Here is a 19,578-nt window from a genome sequence, read left to right as displayed (position 1 = left end):
TTAAAGGTAAATATAGAAAACTATTCGGAAAGTGGTAATCCTATGAATGGATAAATAAAGAAATCAATACAATAAATGGTGTTTTCGTATGGATATCTTGTTTTTAGTTAATTCTAAAGGAACGTATCTATGGCTTTATGCTGTTAGTATAGTGCCTAGTTCATTACTCATTTATACCTTAAATGCGTATCGCAGTATTCCAAAATTCTATCCCGGCAAAATAAACAATCAATAGATAAAGTTGAATTAGTTGTTCAATAATTCCAAACACGACTAAAAAAAACTATTTTGACCAACTGAATCAACGCATCAACAATGAAAGGAAAATTGATGGACTGGTCTAATCTTGGATGGGCCAAATTTCAAAAATTAAGTTTATACCTTGCTCAGGGTATTCTGCCTCACCTAAGATTCGAGGAATATCTTAAGCCGGGCAATGATCAACATGGTATCGACCTCATTTCTACCGTAAAAAAAGATAAATACACTGTTATCCAGTGCAAAGATGAAGATTTATCTCCTGGGAAATTGGATGCACTTATCAAAGAATTCAAAGATGGAAATTTCTTTAGAGAAACTTCGCACTTTATATTAGCCACAACTTCGGACCTGCAAACTGAACAGAGAAGAAAGTGCATTGCTAAAATAACAGATGATCTGGCCGTAAGCGGAATACAGTTTGAGCCTTGGGACGTGACCTATTTTGAAGATCAGCTTAAGAGCTATTATACACTGGTAGCGAATTATTTCGGCATAACAGCTGCAAAAGAACATTGTTTTTTACAACACAGGCCTAGTCTTAGAGAGCTTAAAGATTTTGGCGAAGATTTTATACCCAGGACTATTATAAATATAGATAAGGATCGACGCACTAGTTCTTTAAGTTGGTACTTTAAAAAAGATGAAACTGTAAATCTCACAGATTTCTTAATACAACAACGGCTTACACATCCACAACTTTGTATCATTGGTGATCCCTATCAAGGGAAAAGTTCGCTACTTAAGCAAACTGCTTATGAACTAGGCACCTTAAACAATGCCTTTGTACCGATCTTTTTGGAACTGAAAGCTTTTACCCTGCAACCGATAGAGAAAATACTGTGCCAACAGGAGGGAGCGTGGCAATCAACTCCTTTACAGGATTTGGTTATTTTTATAGATGGCTTGGATGAAGTTCCGACGGACCGGTTTAATGACGCGATAAGTTACATTAATGAGTTTGCTACTAACTACTCTAATCTTTGTATAGTATTTACTTGCCGAAAGTTATTTTATTACCATTATAGCATTGAATATAAGCTACCAAATTTTAAGACTTATGAATTGTATGATCTGACCGGCTCAGAAATTGATCCATACCTGAGAAGAGTCCTGAATAGGAGTTATGACAAATTCATGGAAGAGGTTAAAGCAATTAATTTAGAAGGCTTGCTTTATGAACCCTTTTATTTAACTGAGCTGATTAATTCATATAAAAATCCTCCCTTTAAGCTTGCCACTTCTAAAGCGGCTATCATCGAGCGTTTTATACAGCGTTCAATAGAAAGATCTGACCTAAGAAAACTCTCTATGGGTAGGGATTTTAAACATATACAGGTGCCCTACAGAGTTGGAATACAAAAAATGGCGTTTGCTTTGCAGGTTCTTGGACTGAATGCAATCGATGCAATTGAAATGCAGAAGCTTTTTTCGGAAAAAGATCTGGAAATACTTCAGCATAGCGCATTGGTGACAGTAACGAATGATCAATGGTTTTTTACAAGCGCTTTATTCCAGGAATTTCTAACAGCAAGGGTATTATTGAAAATGGATTACAAGGATGTTGTCCCCTTAGTAACTGTGGGAAATAAAATTGTAAAGATTAAAGCTAAATGGGTGCAGACCTTTGGGACATTACTTGCGCTTACGGAACCTGATGACCCCAAACGAAATAAATATATAGCAGTAATGGAAGCAGACAATGTTGAGCTGCTTTTTGATACAGACCGGTCAAAATATGATGATGCTTTCCGTTTGCAAATCTTAAAGAAGCTGGTAAAAAGAAGCATAAAAAAGAATATGCGGACAATGGTTATTTATGAAAATAAAATCGGGGCCTTTATCGGAAGTGATGAGAAGTGTATAAAATTCTTATTGCAAACAGCTGGGGCGAAGCAAACAAGTGCCATAGTTAAGCAATTGTGTTATAGTGTGATGAGATTTGTCCGGCCAGATTACGACCTAATCAAAAAAATCGAATCTATCTGTATAAAGGAGATCACCTTAACAAAAGAATTTTATGTAGCGGAAACATGCGTTGCTATTCTTTGTGATTTTAAGGTTTTTAACCTACAGACAGCCAGTGTTTTGGTGGGCAGAACAGATCTCAGCCTGGCGCATGAGTATAGGAATAAAGTTTATCGATACCTGACAGAAGGTAAGTTTGCAAACCAATATTATTTTTATGGATTGGAAGGCGTGAAAATCCTCATCGAACATAATGAAGGAGTCAATCATCACAACTCGGAACGATCCCTTGTAGCTTTCTTACTAGATGCCGATACAGAAGTAAATTTAAAGCAGCTTCTAATTAGGATTGTTGAACAAGACTGGCTTCGTTTTTTTACATATAAAACAGAAGATAGCCAAAACTTCATGAAAAGCCTCATAGATATTTGTGTGCGCATTTTTCAAAGAAGTCCTAGAGTAGTTTTCGATGTTATCCAATACGTACGGACACTTAACAGGCGTGACCTAATGGATGATATGCCAGAAATCAATAACTTCTTTGACAGAACCCAAACCCATAATATTGCGGTTGGCACATTGTATAAGGACATGCTGGGTGACCAAGGCTATCAGTATTCTGGGTTATTAACCGAAACTATGCTTCCCTATCTCTTATTTGAATATGAAGAAGGGAATTATAAAACCTCGGATTTATATAACTGTGTCTATGGATTAAACAAAGCAAAAAAATCGGATGTGGCAGATAAGCTTTTGGCAATCTATAAGGATCTGATTAGCATTGAAGCAACAGCAAATGACAGAAGCCAAATTGATCCTTGGCAGGAATTGGAGATCAAAAAATGTGAAAATGACGCTCTGTATCTTCATTCAGCCGAAGCGTTCAGCAAAGGTTTGATCCAGCTTTTTGACTCGTTTGGCAAAAGGGATATATCAACAGATGATATTTATATCGAAGGTGGAGATCCAGAGATCAGGAAAAGTGTGTTTTCAAATTTAATGTTCAGGCTTTTGTTGCGCTGTCGGAATGATCTTAAGGAAGTTCATCTTGAAAGATGCCTTAAGGTCATCAATACACCTGCTTCCTTTGATTTTTTTTTAGTGGAGGAAATAATGGAGCTGAACGATGGGAACAATGAGAAACTCTATAGAGATTTTTTAGAAGCCTATTATAATCGGGAGATTGTTATGGCAAATTTCGAAAATTGTTATTATTCTAAAGATGGAAAGTGGTTTCACAGACGGAAAGAAGTGTTACTAAGTAGACTTTTTCAAAAATATGCCTTTAAAACACCAATTCCGATTTTATTGCGGCTTGTCTGGATGGATAAAGGTGGCCCGAGAAACTTGAGGGATTTGGGTAATGATGATCCCAAAACGCTTACAGCTAAAATTACGGAAGCTTTGGGAAAGGACAATATTAACAGGTTAAGGGATGAAATATTAAGTAATATGGAGATAGGCATTTTTCAGAATGAAGTTTTTGGTAATCATGCTGCCTTGGCTCATTATTTTAAATTAGAGGATGTAAAAGATATTATATTGGAGCGTATAAGGAAACAAGCGATAGATAATTATGATATCCCTTACCTGGCCAAATTTTATTTAGAATTAGGTGGAGGCAGTAAAAAGTTAATTCCTTCTTTCCGTAAACTCATTAATTACAATCCTCATACTTTCATCGAAATGGCAGATATATTGGTGGATTTGGAATCTGCTGAAGTCAAGCGACTTTTCAACAAATACCTTAACCAACCAGAACAAGAAAACAGTCAACATATTTCAGTAGCCAACAGGCTTAGTGCCATGGGAGAATTTAGTGGTTTTGAATATTTGGTTGATAAAATCAAAGTTAACGGGAAATCGCCAATAACCATTCAGGGGAGGTTTACCATAGAAAAGCAAAATACTACCAGAGCCCTGAAAAAATTAGAAGAAGTTGTCACTCATGTTCTGGATAAAGATATTGGCTCATTCCATGAAAGTGCTCGCTCTATTATCGTGGAATGGTTATTTAGCCTTGCTAGTAAATCAGAAGAAGATTTACTAGTGGTTGTGGATTTTTTCCATGAGTCAAGAGCTAAATATGATTCGCTGACTGATTCAGATAATTTCTATTGGTACGCTGATAGATGTATAGAGAAATTCAGGGAAAGCAGTTCATCTACAAATGATATAGCTACTTTGAAAAATATCATTGAAAATGTATCCGATCAAAAACTTGATTTCGTTGGGATCATTTAGTATAAAATCCTTGGACAAATAATGGAAATAAATTAGCTAAGCAACTTTAACTGTTCATCAATATCTCCTATCATTTCATCCATATTCTGCAGTAACACAATCAAGATAGGTTTATCGACTAACACCTTTTTGCCGTTCTTATCTTTTCCGTTTCTGTGGACAAAATGATGCCTTTGACGTACCGCTTTAAATACTTCACCGAACTCTGGGAATTTAATGTTCAAAGTATCTTTGTAAATCCCTGAAACGAGGGGGAGATTATGGTACATAATGCCTAGCATCGCCTCTTTCGCTACTGTTTCAGCTTTGTCCTCAAATTCATAGTATGCAGATACAGCTATTTTTCGTTTTGAAAAATCTTTATAGGTTCTAAAAAACCGTTTCAAAAGATCAGGTGTTTTGAAAACGGTATTAATAAATGCATCAGATAGATAAACTTCCATCGTTCCAATGATTCCTGCATATAATTGCCGGTAAAGGACTTCCTGTAAACGGGGGTCAGGAAGACTGACCTCAAGTAGCCTTTTGATATCTGCAATCTCAGTCGTGTAAGTATCAAAGAATGCTGTGTTGTCTGCTATCGCTTCATATTGTTCAAGTAGATATTCCGCTTCAATTTCTTCAACTTCAACATCCTCATCGGTAACTAAGTTAGCCACCAATCCGTCGCCGCCACCGAAAGCAACCATGATTTCAATTTCATAATCCTTACTACATGTTGGACAACTAGCATAACCTTCATTTTCCACCTGGCTGTCGCTGGAATTCTCCGCCATGTAATTTGGCTCCGGAACGCCAATCCGCTCGCTTTCTACTATGGAAGAGCATTGGTCACATGAAAACCTAACAATTATAGCTTCAGTGCCAAAATGATTAAATGTAAATTCCTTCATATATTCTGCGTAAACTTTCGATGACAAATGTAATAAATTAGCTCGCTAAAAATTGTTTCAGAAACTTTGTTCTCAAGTTTTTCTTAAAACGTATAGGTCCGGTAAGTGTTACAGTTTATATTATAAAGTTTAATTTCTTTACTTACTATTTTTTTATAGTTTAGAGTCGTTAACTGCTTGAAAAAATGAATAAATTTTTTAAAAACATCGACCATGCACTCTCATTTGCAGAAAAAGGTCTTTCAGAATCCATACATGTTAAAACATTGATAAAAGCGGCAGACTATGTTAGCTGGCAAAAAAAACTCGTCAAAGAGGCCGATTTGGAATCTTATTTATTAAGGGGCAAATATAATTTGCTAATTCTTGCTGTAGCGGCAGGGATAGATATGGATCGTGCGATTCCTTCATTAAATAATTTCCATGCCAGCAAATTAATGGCTGCCCTGGATAGCTACTTAAACCTTTTTCCATTTCTCCTGAAGGATAAGAAATTTATATCTAAGCTGAAAAATCTCGATGGCCTGATTGCAACCATCTGTGAATTATCCCTCGCAAAATATTTTCATTCGGCGGGATATAAAGTGAGCTTTGAGACACCTTTTCAAAATATGACCTCTTCCACAACAAAAGATGTTGATCTAAGCGTAACAGATAAACTTGGAAATACCATACATTTTGAAATATATATGCCGGTACATTCAATTGAAGTGGAAGGCTTTTTTGCCCCAGAAGAAGAGGACCATCATTTCGAATACAAGGTAATGAAAAAACTGGATGATAAATTTGGTAGTATAGGAATACAGGGTATTTCTGGGAAAATTTTTTTGGCTGTCAATATCGATCATTACGATGAATTACGGACCAAAAGACTGCTATTTGGCGGAAATGACGAGCTGTTTGTGAAAGCAAAAACGCATTTGCCAAACCACATAGACGGGGTGCTTTTTTTTCGTGATGAATTTATATCTGGAAGTAAGATAGCCTTTGATGGCCTAATTACAAAATAACATGGGCGGGACGAAGAAGACATGTATGAATCGGATAGAAGATTGGTTGTTGAAGCGCAAAAAATGTAAATATTTTCCATGTTTTTAAAGAATATAAACTTCATGCTTCAACTTGCAGTATTTTTATCTCTTAATTATACTTATATATCTTAGGGCCAATTTTCCTATGGGCAAGCCGATCACAGAAGTTAGAAGAAAGGTGCTTGTAAATAATGATAACCCAGACAATTTAGACATAATTTGGATAATGAAGTACATCAATCATAGGAGAATTATCACACGATAAATGTGGTCATTTTTCTGGAGACAATCACCAGATGCCCTACCTATCGCTAGTTCGAAGAATATTGAGAAGGCATTTGATGAAAGTTTATTGGGTGAAAAAAAAAATACGGTTTTACTAGAGAAAAAATTTTACCTATCCCTGAAGTGCAATCTCATTATTATAGTATTTACTAAAAAATAGATGTTATTTACATGCTTTTTATTATGTTTGGTGAAACAATGTTATTACCATGAATACAATAAAATTTCTGTCCAGGCTATCTGCAAACTTCAAAAAAAAAATATTAGATAATCTAGATCATGCTGCCTCCGTTACAGTCGATAAGTATAATCTCGCCTTCAAGATTATGGAGGTAAGTCCTTTAGAAACGACAAATATTCTTAAGATATATGTTCAAACTGAACAGTTGCGTAAACTCAATGGGCTGGCACTTGATTCTATTAGCCTAACGAGAATAACCCGTGAGATGTTCAATAAACACGATTTTAAAAATACAATTATAGACGTTAGAGTAATTCCCTTTATACCTTCGAGTATTGATTTAATTGATGCTGACTGGGTAAGTAAAAAGTTAAAATGGAATGAACTCACAATAAAAAACATATCTGATGATACAGGGATTGACAAAACTAATTTGTCAGCCTGGGCAAACGGTTCCCGTCCTATGAGTCATCCTGTAAAAGCGTTAATGCATTACTACTTTAAATCGATTGATCAGCATCGTTATGAATTTACACCAAACGAGATACAAAAGCTCCGAAACACGATTCTGAAACTGGAATCGGAAAAGGTAACTTCAACAAAAAAAATGATCCGTCATAAACTACGCTCGGAATTTGGCTTCTACATTTCAGAATTTAAAGACCCTAATTTGGGCTTTACTACAGCAGATTTTGAATTGCTTCTGCATAGCGGAAAAATAAAAGTAAACGGTCAATAAAACAAGATGGTTAAAAATTAAAACATCACTATGAAACTTTGTAAACTATGTCTTGAAAGGCCCGCTGATAAAACTAATACACATTATTTGACGGATGGCATTATCAGAAGCTGCTTGAATGTAGCAGGATCAAATGAGAGGGAAAAAGCCATGGCTTTTGATATCTCTTTAGATCAGACTTCTATTGAACCTAGGTTTCAACGGAATACCAGCCCAGAAGAGATACTTAAAAACTTTGGACGAGAAGCCACGGAAATAGAGATTGAAAATGCGAAGACACCATTTTTTGCCGTTGATCATGTTTTTTGTAGTGAATGCGAGAAAAAATTTACTGCGATAGAAAGTCCTTTCCTTCAGCATATCCTTCCCAAATTACGCGGTAAAGATTTTACTGGTAAAAAGGAAATAGACTTTGATAGCGATCAGGTTCGGGAATTCTTTTTATTACAGGTTTATCGCTTAGCAGTATGTGACCCTGGGTTTCAATTAAGGGCTGATAAATTAGATAAATTGCGTCAGTATTTTAATGCACCTAAAGAAAATGTAAATATGCTTAAATCAATCCCATTACAGGTGAGTTATCTCAATACCCTAGGAGGGGATGAAGAATATACAACCAATGCAGTAGGGATTGCTACACAGGGAAATAATCGCTCTGTTATTTTTAACGATTTTATAATCCAGATCTCAGCAGATGACTTGGAAATGTATCCGATTAATCTTTATGGAATTAATGCGGGAACCGTGCTTAGTGACTTTACCAATGTAAATGAAGAGAACTTTAGAATTAGAATTATTGAAAATACTCAAAGAAAAGCATTTTACGAAGCTTACCACAAAGAGAAGGCAGAAAAATTTAAGAATAATTACCGGCACGAATTCACTAGACGCTATTTCGGCGCATATGGACTTATTCCTAATCCTTCTGTTACAGAAACTTTTGTAAATGCAATTATCCATGAAAAAGATGTAGAAGATGAATCAAAGTATTCTGAGAGCCATTTTGAAAAAACCATAGCTATTTATCTGAATAAATATAGGCCTAGGTAGGGTAGAGGTAATCCTAGAAGCGCAATATCCTTTTTCATTCGATGTGTTTTAAGTGTTTAAGAATGTTTACCAGTGGCCTCTAAACATCAATTTCCTCTCAGCTTGGGCATATTTCCTCTCTCTGTTTAATCTTTCTTGGAGATAAGCCGAACAAGCTGACATGTTTAAACGCGCCTGCATTATTAAGTGACGCCGATTAATTAATTATGCTGATATTTAATACTTAGAAATGTTTAAACTAGAATATATTTTTATCAAGGATGAAGATTCCAAACTGGAAAATCTATCAAATAGAGACAACAAATTTTTTCAAAAAAATGGGCTTCAACGCGATCGAAGGAGCCAAAATTGAAGGAGCTAGGGGTTTACATGATGTGGATGTATTGGTTAATGGAAAAATCAATGGCATTTCTTTTGTGTGGATCATAGAATGTAAAGCCTGGAATTCAAATGTTCCAAAAGAAAAAGTATTAGCCTTACAATCTATTGTAAATGATGTTGGCGCAGATCGTGGATTTTTATTATCAGAGAAAGGTTTTCAATCTGGCGCGATACGATTAGCCGAAAAGTCAAACATTATACTTTCGAGTATTGCCGATCTAACTGCGATAACGAGTACAGATTATGTATTGGAGAAAGTAAACTGGCGTATTCAAAAAGAAAAACAGAGGTTACGTCATTTAAGAAAGCTATTTTACGATGATATGTATTATCCACCTATGATAGCAGAATTAGGGGAATTGGGTATTTTAGAGTCAATGCTGGCTGATGCAATGAAAAATGAATACCCTATTAGATATCGTAATGGCATTGATATAAATAATGCCGAAGAGTTAATTAAATTGAGTAATGAAATTCTGGGAAATGTAGAACAATGGCAACCTACGGATGTCTAAAGCATTATTATTTTAAATAACAATGGGAATCCTTAATTCTCATTGTTACTTTTTTAATAGTCGAAAATGTTGCCTATCTTAATGCGATTTGTATATTTCTGCCTACCTAAAATTTCTACCCTCATGAAATGCATTTTTCGTCGCGTCCTCTCGCACTTGGGTCCTTTTATTTTGTGATAGATAGGGCGCGGTCTTTTCATCCCCTCGAGCCAGAGTTAACACAGGCAATTCATCCACCTCACGCTGTACCAATTTGCCGAGCATCTTTGTAAAATCAAAACATTTGCTCACGATTACATGTACCACCTGGCCCTCGCGTTGTAAACGGCCTTCGACCATAAGCAATCTGGAGTGCAGTATTTCCTTCCGATAGGTTTCAAATAGCTTTTCAAAAACCACAAGATTTGAATATCCTGTTTCATCCTCAATCGTAATAAAGCAAACTCCGCCAGCGGTTCCAGGGCGCTGGCGCACCAGTACCAATCCAGCTACTTTGACCAATTGCCCATCAGTAGAATCGTTATTAATGTGATGGCATGTTCGGATGTTCAGCATATCCAACTGTGAACGGACAAAGCTTACCGGGTGTGCTTTTAGCGATAAACCAACGGTTGCATAATCCTGCACCACATGTTCTCCCTTGCCCATAAGCGGCAGCTCCACCTGCGTTTCCAAGATACTTTCCGATGCCTGGCCCTTGAACAATTCCACGGGCATATCCTGCAGAGCGGAAACTTCCCAAAGCGCCTTGCGCCGATCCATTCCCATTGACCTGAACGCATCCGCATCAGCCAACCTTTCCAGCGCCGCAATAGATACTCCCACATCACGAAGTGCGGTAATACTTTTATAACAGCCAGCTCTTCCATTAACCAGAATGTCCATATCATCGGCCCTTATCCCGCTTATCTGCCGAAATCCCAAGCGCAGCGCAAAGTATTTTCCCGATTTTTCTTCAAGCCTGTTATCCCAAAGGGAATGGTTAACATCCACTTCGCGGACTTGAACACTATGCTTCTGCGCATCAATAACGATTTGTGCAGGCTGGTAAAATCCCATCGGCATACTATTGAGCAATGCGGCGGCGAAAACATCAGGATAATAATGTTTGAGCCAACAGGATACATAGACGAGGAGGGCAAAACTGGCAGCGTGGCTTTCGGGAAATCCATAACTCCCAAACCCTTCCAGTTGCCTGAATATCCTTTTTGCAAATTCCTCTGTATATCCCTTTTTCATCATTCCGTCGATGAGTTTTTGCTCATACTGGTTCACCATTCCCTTAAACTTGAATGTTGCCATGCTGCGACGCAGCCCATCGGCTTCAGCAGGGGTAAAGCCCGCCGCTACTATGGCAATCTTCATCGCCTGTTCCTGAAACAGCGGAACGCCCAAGGTTCTCCCCAAAATCTCCTCTAATTCTGGTGACGGGTAGACCACAGGTTCTTCGCCGCTGCGCCTGCGCAAATAAGGATGGACCATATCTCCCTGGATAGGTCCTGGGCGAACGATCGCTACCTCTATCACCAGATCGTAGAATTCCCTTGGCTTAAGCCTTGGGAGCATGGACATCTGTGCCCGGCTTTCGATCTGGAATACGCCCAGGGTGTCGGCCAGGCAGATCATGTCGTAGACTTCCGCATCATCCTGTGGTATGTTTGCCAGGGTATACTGCACCCCATAATGATCCCTGCAGAGATCAAAAGCCTTTCGGATACAGGTCAGCATCCCAAGTGCAAGCACATCAACTTTCAGAAAACCGAGTGCGTCAATATCATCCTTGTTCCATTCGATATTGGTCCTGTCCGCCATCCTTGCATTTAGGATGGGGCACAGGTCGGTAAGTTTTCCCTGCGTAACTACAAATCCTCCTGTATGCTGACCGAGCTGCCGCGGAAAGCCCATCATTTGGGAAGTAAGCTCAAGTGTTTTCTTAAGGTGTGGATCATTTGGATTTAGACCTTGCTCGGTAACGCGCTTGCCCTCGAACCATTCATCTGTAAACTCCCATATTGAAGTTGACAGGCGATTGATTGTATCAACAGATAGCCCCATTGCCTTGCCTACATCCCGGATGGCTCCTTTCTGGTGTTGCTGTGTGACGGTTGCAACGATTGCCGCACGGTCACGTCCATACTTGGTATAGATATACTGGATGATTTCTTCCCTGCGCTCATGCTCGAAGTCGACATCAATATCGGGAGGCTCGTTTCTGGCGGGTGAGATGAAGCGCTCAAATAGCAAATCAAACTTCATCGGATTGACAGAGGTAATACCCAGCACGAAGCAAATTGCAGAATTAGCTGCCGAGCCCCGACCCTGGCAGAGAATCCCGCGGGATCTGGCCTCACGAACAATATCCTCAACAAAAAGGAAGTAATTGGCATAATCCATCTGCCTCACAAAAGCCATCTCATGATGGATCATGTTAACAACCTTTTCCGGGATCTTCTCGCCATAAAATTCATGAGCACCTTTCCAGGTTAAAAATTCGAGCTCCTCCATCGGATTGCGTCCGCTTGGATTGATTTCTTCGGGGTAGACATATTTGAGCTCATCAAGAGAAAAATTGCAGGCTTCGGAAATGACCATCGTGTTTTGAATTGCGCTTGGATATTTTCTGAAAAGTCTGTCCATCTCAGCCACCTCTTTCATGTACCGCTCAGCATTTTGATGCAAACGAAACCCTGCTTCCTGAATGGTACATTTCTCCCTTACACAGGTCAGTACATCCTGAAGTTCTCTTCGTGAAGGATTGTGATAATGGATGTCGCCTGTTGCAACGACCGGTATTTCGTAAAATTTGGAAAGCTGTGAAGTTCTAAATATCAGCTTATCATCGTTTCCCAGATAAGATCTTGTCGCCGCAAGGTAAAGCTGACCACCTAAAGCTTCGCGATATTCTGCAACTGAGGCGATAAAGCTAGCCTCATATTCAAAGCGACGGTTCAAAGCGCCCGGCATTACAAGGGCAAAGATGGTCCCTTTGCTGTGGGCGTAAACATCCGCACGTGAGATATGGCAGCTGCCCTTTTCTGCTCTCATATTGCCCAATGTCAATAGTGCGGACAACCTGCCATAAGCTTCCCTATCCGTCGGATAGGCGAGCAGACTCGGTCCATCCAGCAGATCCAGCCTGCAGGCGGGAATTAGTTTTATGTTTTTCTCACGGCAGTCAGCATGCGCACGTACAATTCCGGCAAGTGTATTCCTGTCGGTTATGGCTATTTTTTTATAACCGAAGATTTCGGCCTGTTCAACCAGTTCATGCGCATGCGAAGCGCCACGCAAAAAGCTGAAGTTTGAGGTAATCTGTAATTCACTGTAAGCCATAACCCATATCCTTTAAGCAAAAAATCCATGAATAAACCACTTGTGTTTTTGTTCCCCGCCATAGTATCCGGACCGGAAAAGCCAGTAGCGGCATCCATCTTCATCTTCCACCTGATAATAGTCTCTATGCTCTCCCTTATCCATCCACCACTCGCGCTCAATCCGTTCGGGACCGTCTGCCTTTGAAACCAGGTGGCGGACGCCTTTATAGATAAAAAACTTTGGTGGATGATCCGGAATCAGTGCCATTACCTCAATAGGGGCGGGAACCTTAAGCATTTCGGTCGGCCTGGGCTTATCTGTTCGCCATGGAGTTGAGGCCTTTTCTGTTACCGAAGCTGCCTTTGATATTGAACGTTCCGGCCAGTATCTGGTTGCAGGCAAAAAACGATGGATTGCCTGCGCACCAACCTTTCCGGCAACACGGTCCAAAAACCTGATCACACTATTATCATTCAGGCCGGGCTTGGTTGACCACATTTCTTTCTGGGGCACCTCGACATCCTCCACCTTTGGCGCATCAAGAACAAATAGTTCAATCCCCAGCGCAGGGCGGATCTGATCGATCTTTAACTGAAAAAGTTTGAAAAGATGGCTTACGCTATGCGAAGCGCCACTGGTTCCGATGGAAACCTGCACAATTTTTCCATCGATCCGGTATCCTGTCAGTATCCCTGTTCGCAATCCCTTACCTTCAGATTGCATCCTGTCGCACAGGTTTTCAAGCATCTTTTGAATCGCTATCTCGATTGCGGTTTTGGTTTTGATCGGTTCCATGCAGGCTAGCCTTTCGCTGAATGCAACGGGAACCTTTAATGGAATAAGCGCTTCAGCTTCGGTTCCGATAGCCTGTGCCAGCCGCAATAAAAAATCTTCTCCAAATCGCCTGCGTAGTACCGATCTGGGCATCCCGATAAAGCTTTTTATCTGATAGAATCCCAGTTTACGAAGTTTCGCAAGTATTGTATCTTCCAGTCTTAATGCCTCGGGAGACAGACTGAGCAGTGCATCTACGTGTCCGCCGGAAGGAACCAGCGGCGTAACTTTACCAAACCGGGACACGGCCCAAGCAGCGCCGGGTGTATCGGCAATCGCTAAGCGTACGGTATAGCCCTTACTTTTCAACCTGCTGACAATTTCCTTCAGGTATTCTCGCTCTCCACCCCAAAGATGCGGACAGCCTGAAACGTCAAGTAACAGTCCGTCCATTCCGAATCCGTCAATGGATACAGAGGGCGAATAGCGCACACACCATTCGCCTAGTCCCCTTAGCAGGTTTTTCGGGCGGCCTGGCTTGTCGTCCAGAACCTCGAGCCCGGGACATATGGCCTTCGCATCCGCTGCACGCATGCCGACCTCAACTCCAAGGCTAAATGCCAATGGATTTACTGCGGTTATCATCATCCGCCCATGGTCGGGCGCAGCGAAAACAAAAGGCACCTCGGCTAGTTCAGGGCGGCGGATAAGCTGCCAGTCAGCCAGTAATTGGCGGAACCATATCGAAACAAAACGCCTTTGCATAATATCTATCCAATTTGTCTGCCCTCCAGATCAGACCAAATCGGTTGATTACCGGTTTTCTTAATTGCTTCAAATTTTTCGCCTGCCCATTCCAGTATAAAGCTTCCCGGATTTCCATTACGGACTTTTAGCAGTTCAACCTGCCAGCGCGGGAATCCGATCCCGGGCAAGCCGTCCTGCGTAAATGAAGGAAGCGGGCTGACTTTCCACCTGGCTGTTGCCACAGTGCTCGCCTTCTTATTTCCGTCCTTGCGAAGGATAAATCCCGTAACACCACTGGTCTCAACCGCCAGCTGCAGCCTGCGGGATTCAATAAGGCTCACATTGTTCAGTTCTGCCACAACCGCCGCAAGCCCCTCACATTTGATGGCCTCCTCCGTAATCCATAGCACATCCTTTTCGCTCTGAACATCCATAAAAATAATGCGCTCAGGTTCTACGTTGAATAAGCTCAAAGAAGCGGGAAAGAGATGCCGGGTCGTGCTTACCCAAACGCAGGCCGCACCATTTTCCATAAGCACGGAAAGTAGCCCGGCGATAAAGCCGTCACTGGCCGCCGAATGCTCCGGCTGAATGGTGATAAACTCATGAATGGCCTTTTTAGGAAAAACACCACCGGGAAATGAATTTTCAATCTCTCCCAGTCCGATGCGTTCGGCATTACCTGTGTGATGGGGTTTAAACCCCTGCCATAACAGGATATCCTGTTGCAATTTCTGAAGTAATTCTTTTTTGGCATTCATGACTTACTGAATTAAATGCTATTGAGTTTAGTATTATGAAATTATTCAACAAACATAAAGCTAAAAATGTTAGTAAAAAATGAATTGTGGAAAACATTCCCGTTTTGGTGGAAAGTTTGCATTCCTTACTGTGATGACCATCCTTGATAAAATAGATCTTAAAATCTTATTTATGGATAATAATTCTTAATCGATTTTATCCCATCTTCCTGATTTTCAAAACCTATCTGCTCAAATAACTGTTGTTACAAAATGGAAAGAAAAGAAGTAACCAGCCTATTTAGTGAGGTAGAAAAAAGTGTCATTAGCTGGGCAAAAGCACATCGCAGTGAACTGATCATTGGCGGTATTTTCGGATTTTCCTTAACTGCGGCTTATCTAATTTTCTCAAAAAAACATTTTAAATTAACTAAGCTTTTAAAACCATTGCAGCCCGGACTGAATATGGAAAGATACATTTTTGAAATCCCCACCGACAGCGGGATAAAACAAGCTGTCGTAGAAACTTCAGGCGAATGCTATGGGGTGAGTTTGGATGGCAAGTATATCGGAAGCATGTGGCGCGATGAAAATCTTGGTCTTCAATGGGACACACTCGATGAAGAACTTGCGCCTCATGTCTGGGATATCGCATCCAAGCTTTCAGAGGCTTTTTCCAGACAGGGATATCCATCACTATTAAAGGGGGCCTATCCCGAAATTGAGTCTACCCAGTGGAAGAGCAGTGAAACCCTTGAGGTGGTTATTTCAAAGGAAACAGATATGGAAGTCTTCACTACGTTCTTAAAAGATGAGGTCTTAAACCTGGTTGATTTCGAGGAGCACCTTGACCTGATGGTCAAGAAAGCAGATGATCCGTATTTTGTAATTATAGGCATCAACTAACTATTTCCTATTTGGTTCAAGATTTTGTATTTTTAAGATGATGAAAATAGAAGAAGCTTTTGAGATTGTCCTGCCCGATATTAAGATGATCGTTACCTCGCATCTGATCGGAGGCAGTGAAATATATAGGATCGAGTTCTCGGATGGAAGACCACCACTAAACGTAACCGAAGCGAATGGTTACAGGTCATTCTGGACATCTGTTCCGCAGGGAAGACAGATAGAGGCGGAATTTTTTGGTAAAAAGATTGCTGAACATTTGAAAAATAAATAATTATGTGTTACTACAATGGTCAACGCGTTTCAAGGGCAGAGTTTATTTCACTCCTTCAACTTGAAAAGGCGGTAAAAAATTATCAGTTTCTCGACAGGGCTGTTCATAACGGTTTTGCATATTCACCCGTTGCGGTATTAAAAAGAGATGCAGAGCAGACAAACTTTGATATAGTGCAGATGGAATGGGGTTTTTTGCCTCCCTACCTTAAAAACCGCGAGGCTGCAAAGAATTTTCGCAACGGATATAAAGATGCTGGCGGTAAATGGCATATCGGATATACTACACTCAATGCAAAAGCTGAAAATCTTTTTTCAAATGAAAAAGGTGGTCCATCGATTTATGCAAAGGCAGCCCGCGAGCGCAGATGCCTAGTACTGTCAACCGGATTTTATGAGTGGCGACATGTATTTCCAAAAAACAAAAAAACAGGAGAGCCTTTGAAAACTGCCGTTAAGTATCCGTACTATATTTCTGTTAAGGACGAGGAATACTTCTACATGGCGGCAATTTATCAGGAGTGGACCGATCAGGAAACCGGGGAAATTGTTGAGACAGTCGCTGTCACTACCGCGCCGGCCAATCCGCTTATGGAACAGGTCCATAATTCCAAAAAACGTATGCCTACCATTTTAAATGATGAGCTGGCCTATGAATGGATGTTCGGAGATCTAAGCGATGAGCGAATCACCGAGATTGCTTCCAGTCAGTTTCCTGCCAAACAGATGGATGCCTGTACAATCGCGAAAGAGTTCTTGTCGACACTTGAGCCATCAACGCCCTTTATTTATGAGGACCTGCCCGCCATCGAGTACTCGATTTAACACGGTTGGATGCTTTCGTAAAGCGCTTTTTAGGGGTGATCGTTTAGGGTTTAAAACCATTTTCAGTTGAGATCAGTTATATCATAAAAATTAATATTATGAGCGATAGCAAACATAAACAGGACGGCAGAGAAGATTCAAAAGTTGATCTAAACGATGCAGGCGAAGTTGCTTATGCAGCAAAACAGGCTAAGGTAACTTCTGCTCAGTATAGGGAACTGGCTAAAGCTTCGGGAAGTTCTTCCAGGGCGAAGATTGCCGAATATATTAAGTCAAATGCCAAGGCGTAAGTCGGTAAATACCTCACTTGATGGGCTTGCCGGAAAACTTGGAGCAGAGATTTTTAGTGAATCTCCGGGTTTTCTCTGTGTGCTCCCTCAGGATATCCATGAATCGATACTTGGAAGAGGGAATTCTGTTGCTGAAGCTGTAAACACCTGGGGTGAAAAACTTAAGGCCCATCTCCGTAACAGCACCGCAGTGGATCCTGTAGTGGATCATGTCCAAAAAATATTAAGCAGTACCACGCCTGATCATGTTCAGTCCTTTTATGATCAGTTTTACCCGGTTGTGAAAAAACAGAAATTTAAATATCGTGATGGATAAGAAGCGAAATGGTCTGGCAAAGTTTGGAAATAAAATAAACTGGACAGCGACAGCAATTCAGTTAAATCCCCTAGTTCCGATGATCTCTTCGACAGACATGAAAGTGAGAGTGATCTTGATTCCCTGGAGTCACAGGAGTTCGGGACAAATGAAGGCGAGCTAAATGTGGATGATCCTGGTGAGCTCCTCTACTGGGCTGAACAGTTTCAGATCAGTACGGATGAACTAAAATCCGCGGCACTTCTTCGGGGAAATTCCATCCACGAAATTAAAAAATATCTATCCGCATAATTCCATGGCAGAACTACCTGATTTGACCGTATTCGCCCAGATACTGGCCAGAAGATTTAAAGGGCAGACTTTGGAGACGCTCGAAATTACGGTATCTAAAAAAATTAATGTCTCCGCCAAGGAAATGAAAAAAGCTTTGGAAGGCAGAGAACTTTTGGATGTCCAGCGTTCCGGAAAGACGCTTCAGCTTATTTTCTCAGGTTCACAGGTTCTCGGTCTTCACTTAATGCTCAGGGGCGAACTGATCTCCATAGATCAGGATGAGCCGCCACGCTTCCAGATTCTAGGGTTTCATTTTGAAGGGGGTCATGCATTTGCATTGATTGACCTTCAAAAGCAGGCAACGCCTACCTTAAATCCTGAACATACCGATGTTCCTGACGCGCTTGAAATGGAAGAAGAATATTTTTTTGATTTACTGGCTAAAAAGAGAGCATCGATAAAAACTTTGCTCATGGATCAGCATCTTGTTCGCGGGATAGGCAATTCCTATTCGGATGAGATACTTTATCATGCCGGAGTCTCTCCCTTTTCAGTCGCCAAAGCGATTCCGGATAAAGCGGCAAAGAGATTATACAAAAGTATAAAATCTGTATTGAGCGAGGCGATATCAAATATTGCAGAAGCAAATGGTGATGAGCTAAAAGGTGAGCTTCGTGATTTTATGTCTGTACACGGTGCAGAATTAAAAAAGACATCAAAGGGTGATGAGATTTTGTCTGAAAAAATCGGTGGGCGAATAGCTTATTATACCAGATCGCAGGAACTTTTTGAATGATTCTGAGCACTTACAATATAAACGGAGTCAATGGCCGGATCGAAATTTTGCTAAAATGGTTGAAAGAGCGGTCGCCGGACATTGTCTGTCTGCAGGAAATAAAATGTCAGGACAAGGACTTTCCGGTCAAAAAGTTGATGAATGCAGGATATCATTCCGTGTGGCAGGGGCAGAAAAGCTGGAATGGAGTAGCAATCCTATCCAAAACGGAAATCAAAGAAACAAGGCGCGGTTTGCCCGGTGATCCTAAAGATGATCATAGCAGATATATCGAGGCTTTTATTAATGGCCTCGTCATAAGCTGCATTTATCTTCCCAATGGCAACCCTGCGCCGGGGCCAAAATTTGAATATAAACTAAAATGGTTCAAGAGGCTGAATGCCCATTCGAAAAAACTGCTTTCTTTTGGCATCCCAACAATTATGATCGGCGACTATAATGTTATACCGACTGACCTGGACCTTTATAATCCAGACAGGTTCAGGGATAATGCGCTTTTCTTTCCCGAATCAAAAAAAGCATTTAAGAAGCTTTTGGCTCTGGGCTGGACCGATGCAATAAGAGCCCTGTATCCTGATGAAATCATCTATACATTTTATGATTATCTTCGGAATGCATTTGGAAGAAATGCCGGTTTGAGATTGGACCATTTTCTCCTTTCTCCGGATTTAAAAGCGACTTTGGTTGATGGCGGCGTCGACAAGCATGTCAGAGGTTGGAAAGGAGCTAGTGACCATTGTCCGGTTTGGATTGAAATTCGACCACTAAAATAATCTCC

17 protein-coding genes are annotated in these 19,578 nt (G+C 40.6%); 13 read left to right on the top strand and 4 right to left on the bottom strand.

What is annotated here, in order from left to right; genetic code table 11:
- Positions 1-315 precede the first annotated feature (315 nt).
- Positions 316-4,470, top strand: coding sequence for an NACHT domain-containing protein (locus ACZZZK_RS09110; protein WP_463483860.1), 4,155 nt, complete (start codon positions 316-318; stop codon positions 4,468-4,470).
- 32 nt (positions 4,471-4,502) lie between these two features.
- Here ACZZZK_RS09110 and ACZZZK_RS09105 read toward each other — a convergent pair whose 3' ends face one another.
- Complete coding sequence (locus ACZZZK_RS09105) at positions 4,503-5,363, bottom strand: hypothetical protein (RefSeq protein ID WP_463483859.1); 861 nt, start codon at positions 5,361-5,363, stop codon at positions 4,503-4,505.
- A gap of 185 nt (positions 5,364-5,548) precedes the next feature.
- On the opposite strand from ACZZZK_RS09105, the gene ACZZZK_RS09100 reads away from it, so the two are divergent.
- The 4 genes from ACZZZK_RS09100 (at position 5,549) to ACZZZK_RS09085 (ending at position 9,545) form a co-directional block, all read left to right on the top strand.
- Complete coding sequence (locus ACZZZK_RS09100; protein ID WP_463483858.1) at positions 5,549-6,373, top strand: hypothetical protein; 825 nt, start codon at positions 5,549-5,551, stop codon at positions 6,371-6,373.
- A gap of 515 nt (positions 6,374-6,888) precedes the next feature.
- Entirely contained in the window at positions 6,889-7,599 is a 711-nt protein-coding gene (locus ACZZZK_RS09095; RefSeq protein ID WP_463483857.1) for a hypothetical protein, read from the top strand.
- Between the two features lie 30 nt (positions 7,600-7,629).
- Positions 7,630-8,649 carry a hypothetical protein gene (locus ACZZZK_RS09090; protein ID WP_463483856.1) on the top strand — a complete coding sequence of 340 codons (1,020 nt, stop codon included), beginning with the start codon at positions 7,630-7,632 and terminating at the stop codon, positions 8,647-8,649.
- A gap of 260 nt (positions 8,650-8,909) precedes the next feature.
- Complete coding sequence (locus ACZZZK_RS09085) at positions 8,910-9,545, top strand: restriction endonuclease (RefSeq protein ID WP_463483855.1); 636 nt, start codon at positions 8,910-8,912, stop codon at positions 9,543-9,545.
- Between the two features lie 102 nt (positions 9,546-9,647).
- On the opposite strand, the gene ACZZZK_RS09080 is transcribed toward ACZZZK_RS09085, so the two are convergent.
- Genes ACZZZK_RS09080 through ACZZZK_RS09070 form a run of 3 tightly spaced genes read right to left on the bottom strand, consistent with a single transcriptional unit; the run spans position 9,648 to position 15,142 of the window.
- A complete protein-coding gene (locus ACZZZK_RS09080) occupies positions 9,648-12,878 on the bottom strand; it encodes an error-prone DNA polymerase (protein WP_463483854.1) in 3,231 nt (1,076 codons plus the stop codon).
- Positions 12,879-12,890: 12 nt separating this feature from the next.
- A complete protein-coding gene (locus ACZZZK_RS09075) occupies positions 12,891-14,399 on the bottom strand; it encodes a Y-family DNA polymerase (RefSeq protein WP_463483853.1) in 1,509 nt (502 codons plus the stop codon).
- A gap of 5 nt (positions 14,400-14,404) precedes the next feature.
- Positions 14,405-15,142 (bottom strand): ImuA family protein, encoded by a 738-nt coding sequence (locus tag ACZZZK_RS09070; RefSeq protein ID WP_463483852.1) that lies wholly within the window; start codon positions 15,140-15,142, stop codon positions 14,405-14,407.
- 252 nt (positions 15,143-15,394) lie between these two features.
- Between ACZZZK_RS09070 and ACZZZK_RS09065 the strand changes: the two genes are divergently transcribed.
- From ACZZZK_RS09065 to xth, 8 genes are all read left to right on the top strand, one after another.
- Complete coding sequence (locus ACZZZK_RS09065) at positions 15,395-16,027, top strand: hypothetical protein (RefSeq protein ID WP_463483851.1); 633 nt, start codon at positions 15,395-15,397, stop codon at positions 16,025-16,027.
- A 37-nt stretch (positions 16,028-16,064) separates the two neighbouring features.
- Entirely contained in the window at positions 16,065-16,301 is a 237-nt protein-coding gene (locus tag ACZZZK_RS09060) for a hypothetical protein (protein WP_463483850.1), read from the top strand.
- A gap of 2 nt (positions 16,302-16,303) precedes the next feature.
- Positions 16,304-17,125, top strand: coding sequence for an SOS response-associated peptidase (locus tag ACZZZK_RS09055; RefSeq protein WP_463483849.1), 822 nt, complete (start codon positions 16,304-16,306; stop codon positions 17,123-17,125).
- Between the two features lie 98 nt (positions 17,126-17,223).
- On the top strand, positions 17,224-17,415 hold the full coding sequence (locus ACZZZK_RS09050) for a DUF3606 domain-containing protein (protein ID WP_463483848.1): 192 nt from the start codon (positions 17,224-17,226) through the stop codon (positions 17,413-17,415).
- Entirely contained in the window at positions 17,402-17,731 is a 330-nt protein-coding gene (locus ACZZZK_RS09045) for a hypothetical protein (RefSeq protein ID WP_463483847.1), read from the top strand. The genes ACZZZK_RS09050 and ACZZZK_RS09045 overlap by 14 nt, the downstream gene beginning before the upstream one ends.
- Positions 17,732-17,896: 165 nt before the next feature.
- The gene (locus ACZZZK_RS09040) at positions 17,897-18,022 is read left to right on the top strand and encodes a DUF3606 domain-containing protein (RefSeq protein WP_463483846.1); all 126 of its coding nucleotides are present in this window, start codon (positions 17,897-17,899) and stop codon (positions 18,020-18,022) included.
- A gap of 4 nt (positions 18,023-18,026) precedes the next feature.
- Positions 18,027-18,800 carry a DNA-formamidopyrimidine glycosylase family protein gene (locus ACZZZK_RS09035; RefSeq protein WP_463483845.1) on the top strand — a complete coding sequence of 258 codons (774 nt, stop codon included), beginning with the start codon at positions 18,027-18,029 and terminating at the stop codon, positions 18,798-18,800.
- Positions 18,797-19,573 carry an exodeoxyribonuclease III gene (gene xth, locus ACZZZK_RS09030; RefSeq protein WP_463483844.1) on the top strand — a complete coding sequence of 259 codons (777 nt, stop codon included), beginning with the start codon at positions 18,797-18,799 and terminating at the stop codon, positions 19,571-19,573. Before ACZZZK_RS09035 ends, xth begins: the two co-directional genes overlap by 4 nt.
- The last annotated feature ends 5 nt before the right edge of the window (positions 19,574-19,578 follow it).

The organism is Pedobacter sp. AC163 (assembly GCF_979258665.1).
Note: the sequence above shows the minus strand (reverse complement) of the source record. Positions and strands in the feature narration are given on the sequence as shown.

Bases quoted from the DNA above. Each gene is read 5' to 3' on its own strand.
- ACZZZK_RS09110 (WP_463483860.1), top strand. From the start codon at position 316: ATGAAAGGAAAATTGATGGACTGGTCTAATCTTGGATGGGCCAAATTT.
- ACZZZK_RS09105 (WP_463483859.1), bottom strand. From the start codon at position 5,363: ATGAAGGAATTTACATTTAATCATTTTGGCACTGAAGCTATAATTGTT.
- ACZZZK_RS09100 (WP_463483858.1), top strand. From the start codon at position 5,549: ATGAATAAATTTTTTAAAAACATCGACCATGCACTCTCATTTGCAGAA.
- ACZZZK_RS09095 (WP_463483857.1), top strand. From the start codon at position 6,889: ATGAATACAATAAAATTTCTGTCCAGGCTATCTGCAAACTTCAAAAAA.
- ACZZZK_RS09090 (WP_463483856.1), top strand. From the start codon at position 7,630: ATGAAACTTTGTAAACTATGTCTTGAAAGGCCCGCTGATAAAACTAAT.
- ACZZZK_RS09085 (WP_463483855.1), top strand. From the start codon at position 8,910: ATGAAGATTCCAAACTGGAAAATCTATCAAATAGAGACAACAAATTTT.
- ACZZZK_RS09080 (WP_463483854.1), bottom strand. From the start codon at position 12,878: ATGGCTTACAGTGAATTACAGATTACCTCAAACTTCAGCTTTTTGCGT.
- ACZZZK_RS09075 (WP_463483853.1), bottom strand. From the start codon at position 14,399: ATGCAAAGGCGTTTTGTTTCGATATGGTTCCGCCAATTACTGGCTGAC.
- ACZZZK_RS09070 (WP_463483852.1), bottom strand. From the start codon at position 15,142: ATGAATGCCAAAAAAGAATTACTTCAGAAATTGCAACAGGATATCCTG.
- ACZZZK_RS09065 (WP_463483851.1), top strand. From the start codon at position 15,395: ATGGAAAGAAAAGAAGTAACCAGCCTATTTAGTGAGGTAGAAAAAAGT.
- ACZZZK_RS09060 (WP_463483850.1), top strand. From the start codon at position 16,065: ATGATGAAAATAGAAGAAGCTTTTGAGATTGTCCTGCCCGATATTAAG.
- ACZZZK_RS09055 (WP_463483849.1), top strand. From the start codon at position 16,304: ATGTGTTACTACAATGGTCAACGCGTTTCAAGGGCAGAGTTTATTTCA.
- ACZZZK_RS09050 (WP_463483848.1), top strand. From the start codon at position 17,224: ATGAGCGATAGCAAACATAAACAGGACGGCAGAGAAGATTCAAAAGTT.
- ACZZZK_RS09045 (WP_463483847.1), top strand. From the start codon at position 17,402: ATGCCAAGGCGTAAGTCGGTAAATACCTCACTTGATGGGCTTGCCGGA.
- ACZZZK_RS09035 (WP_463483845.1), top strand. From the start codon at position 18,027: ATGGCAGAACTACCTGATTTGACCGTATTCGCCCAGATACTGGCCAGA.
- xth (WP_463483844.1), top strand. From the start codon at position 18,797: ATGATTCTGAGCACTTACAATATAAACGGAGTCAATGGCCGGATCGAA.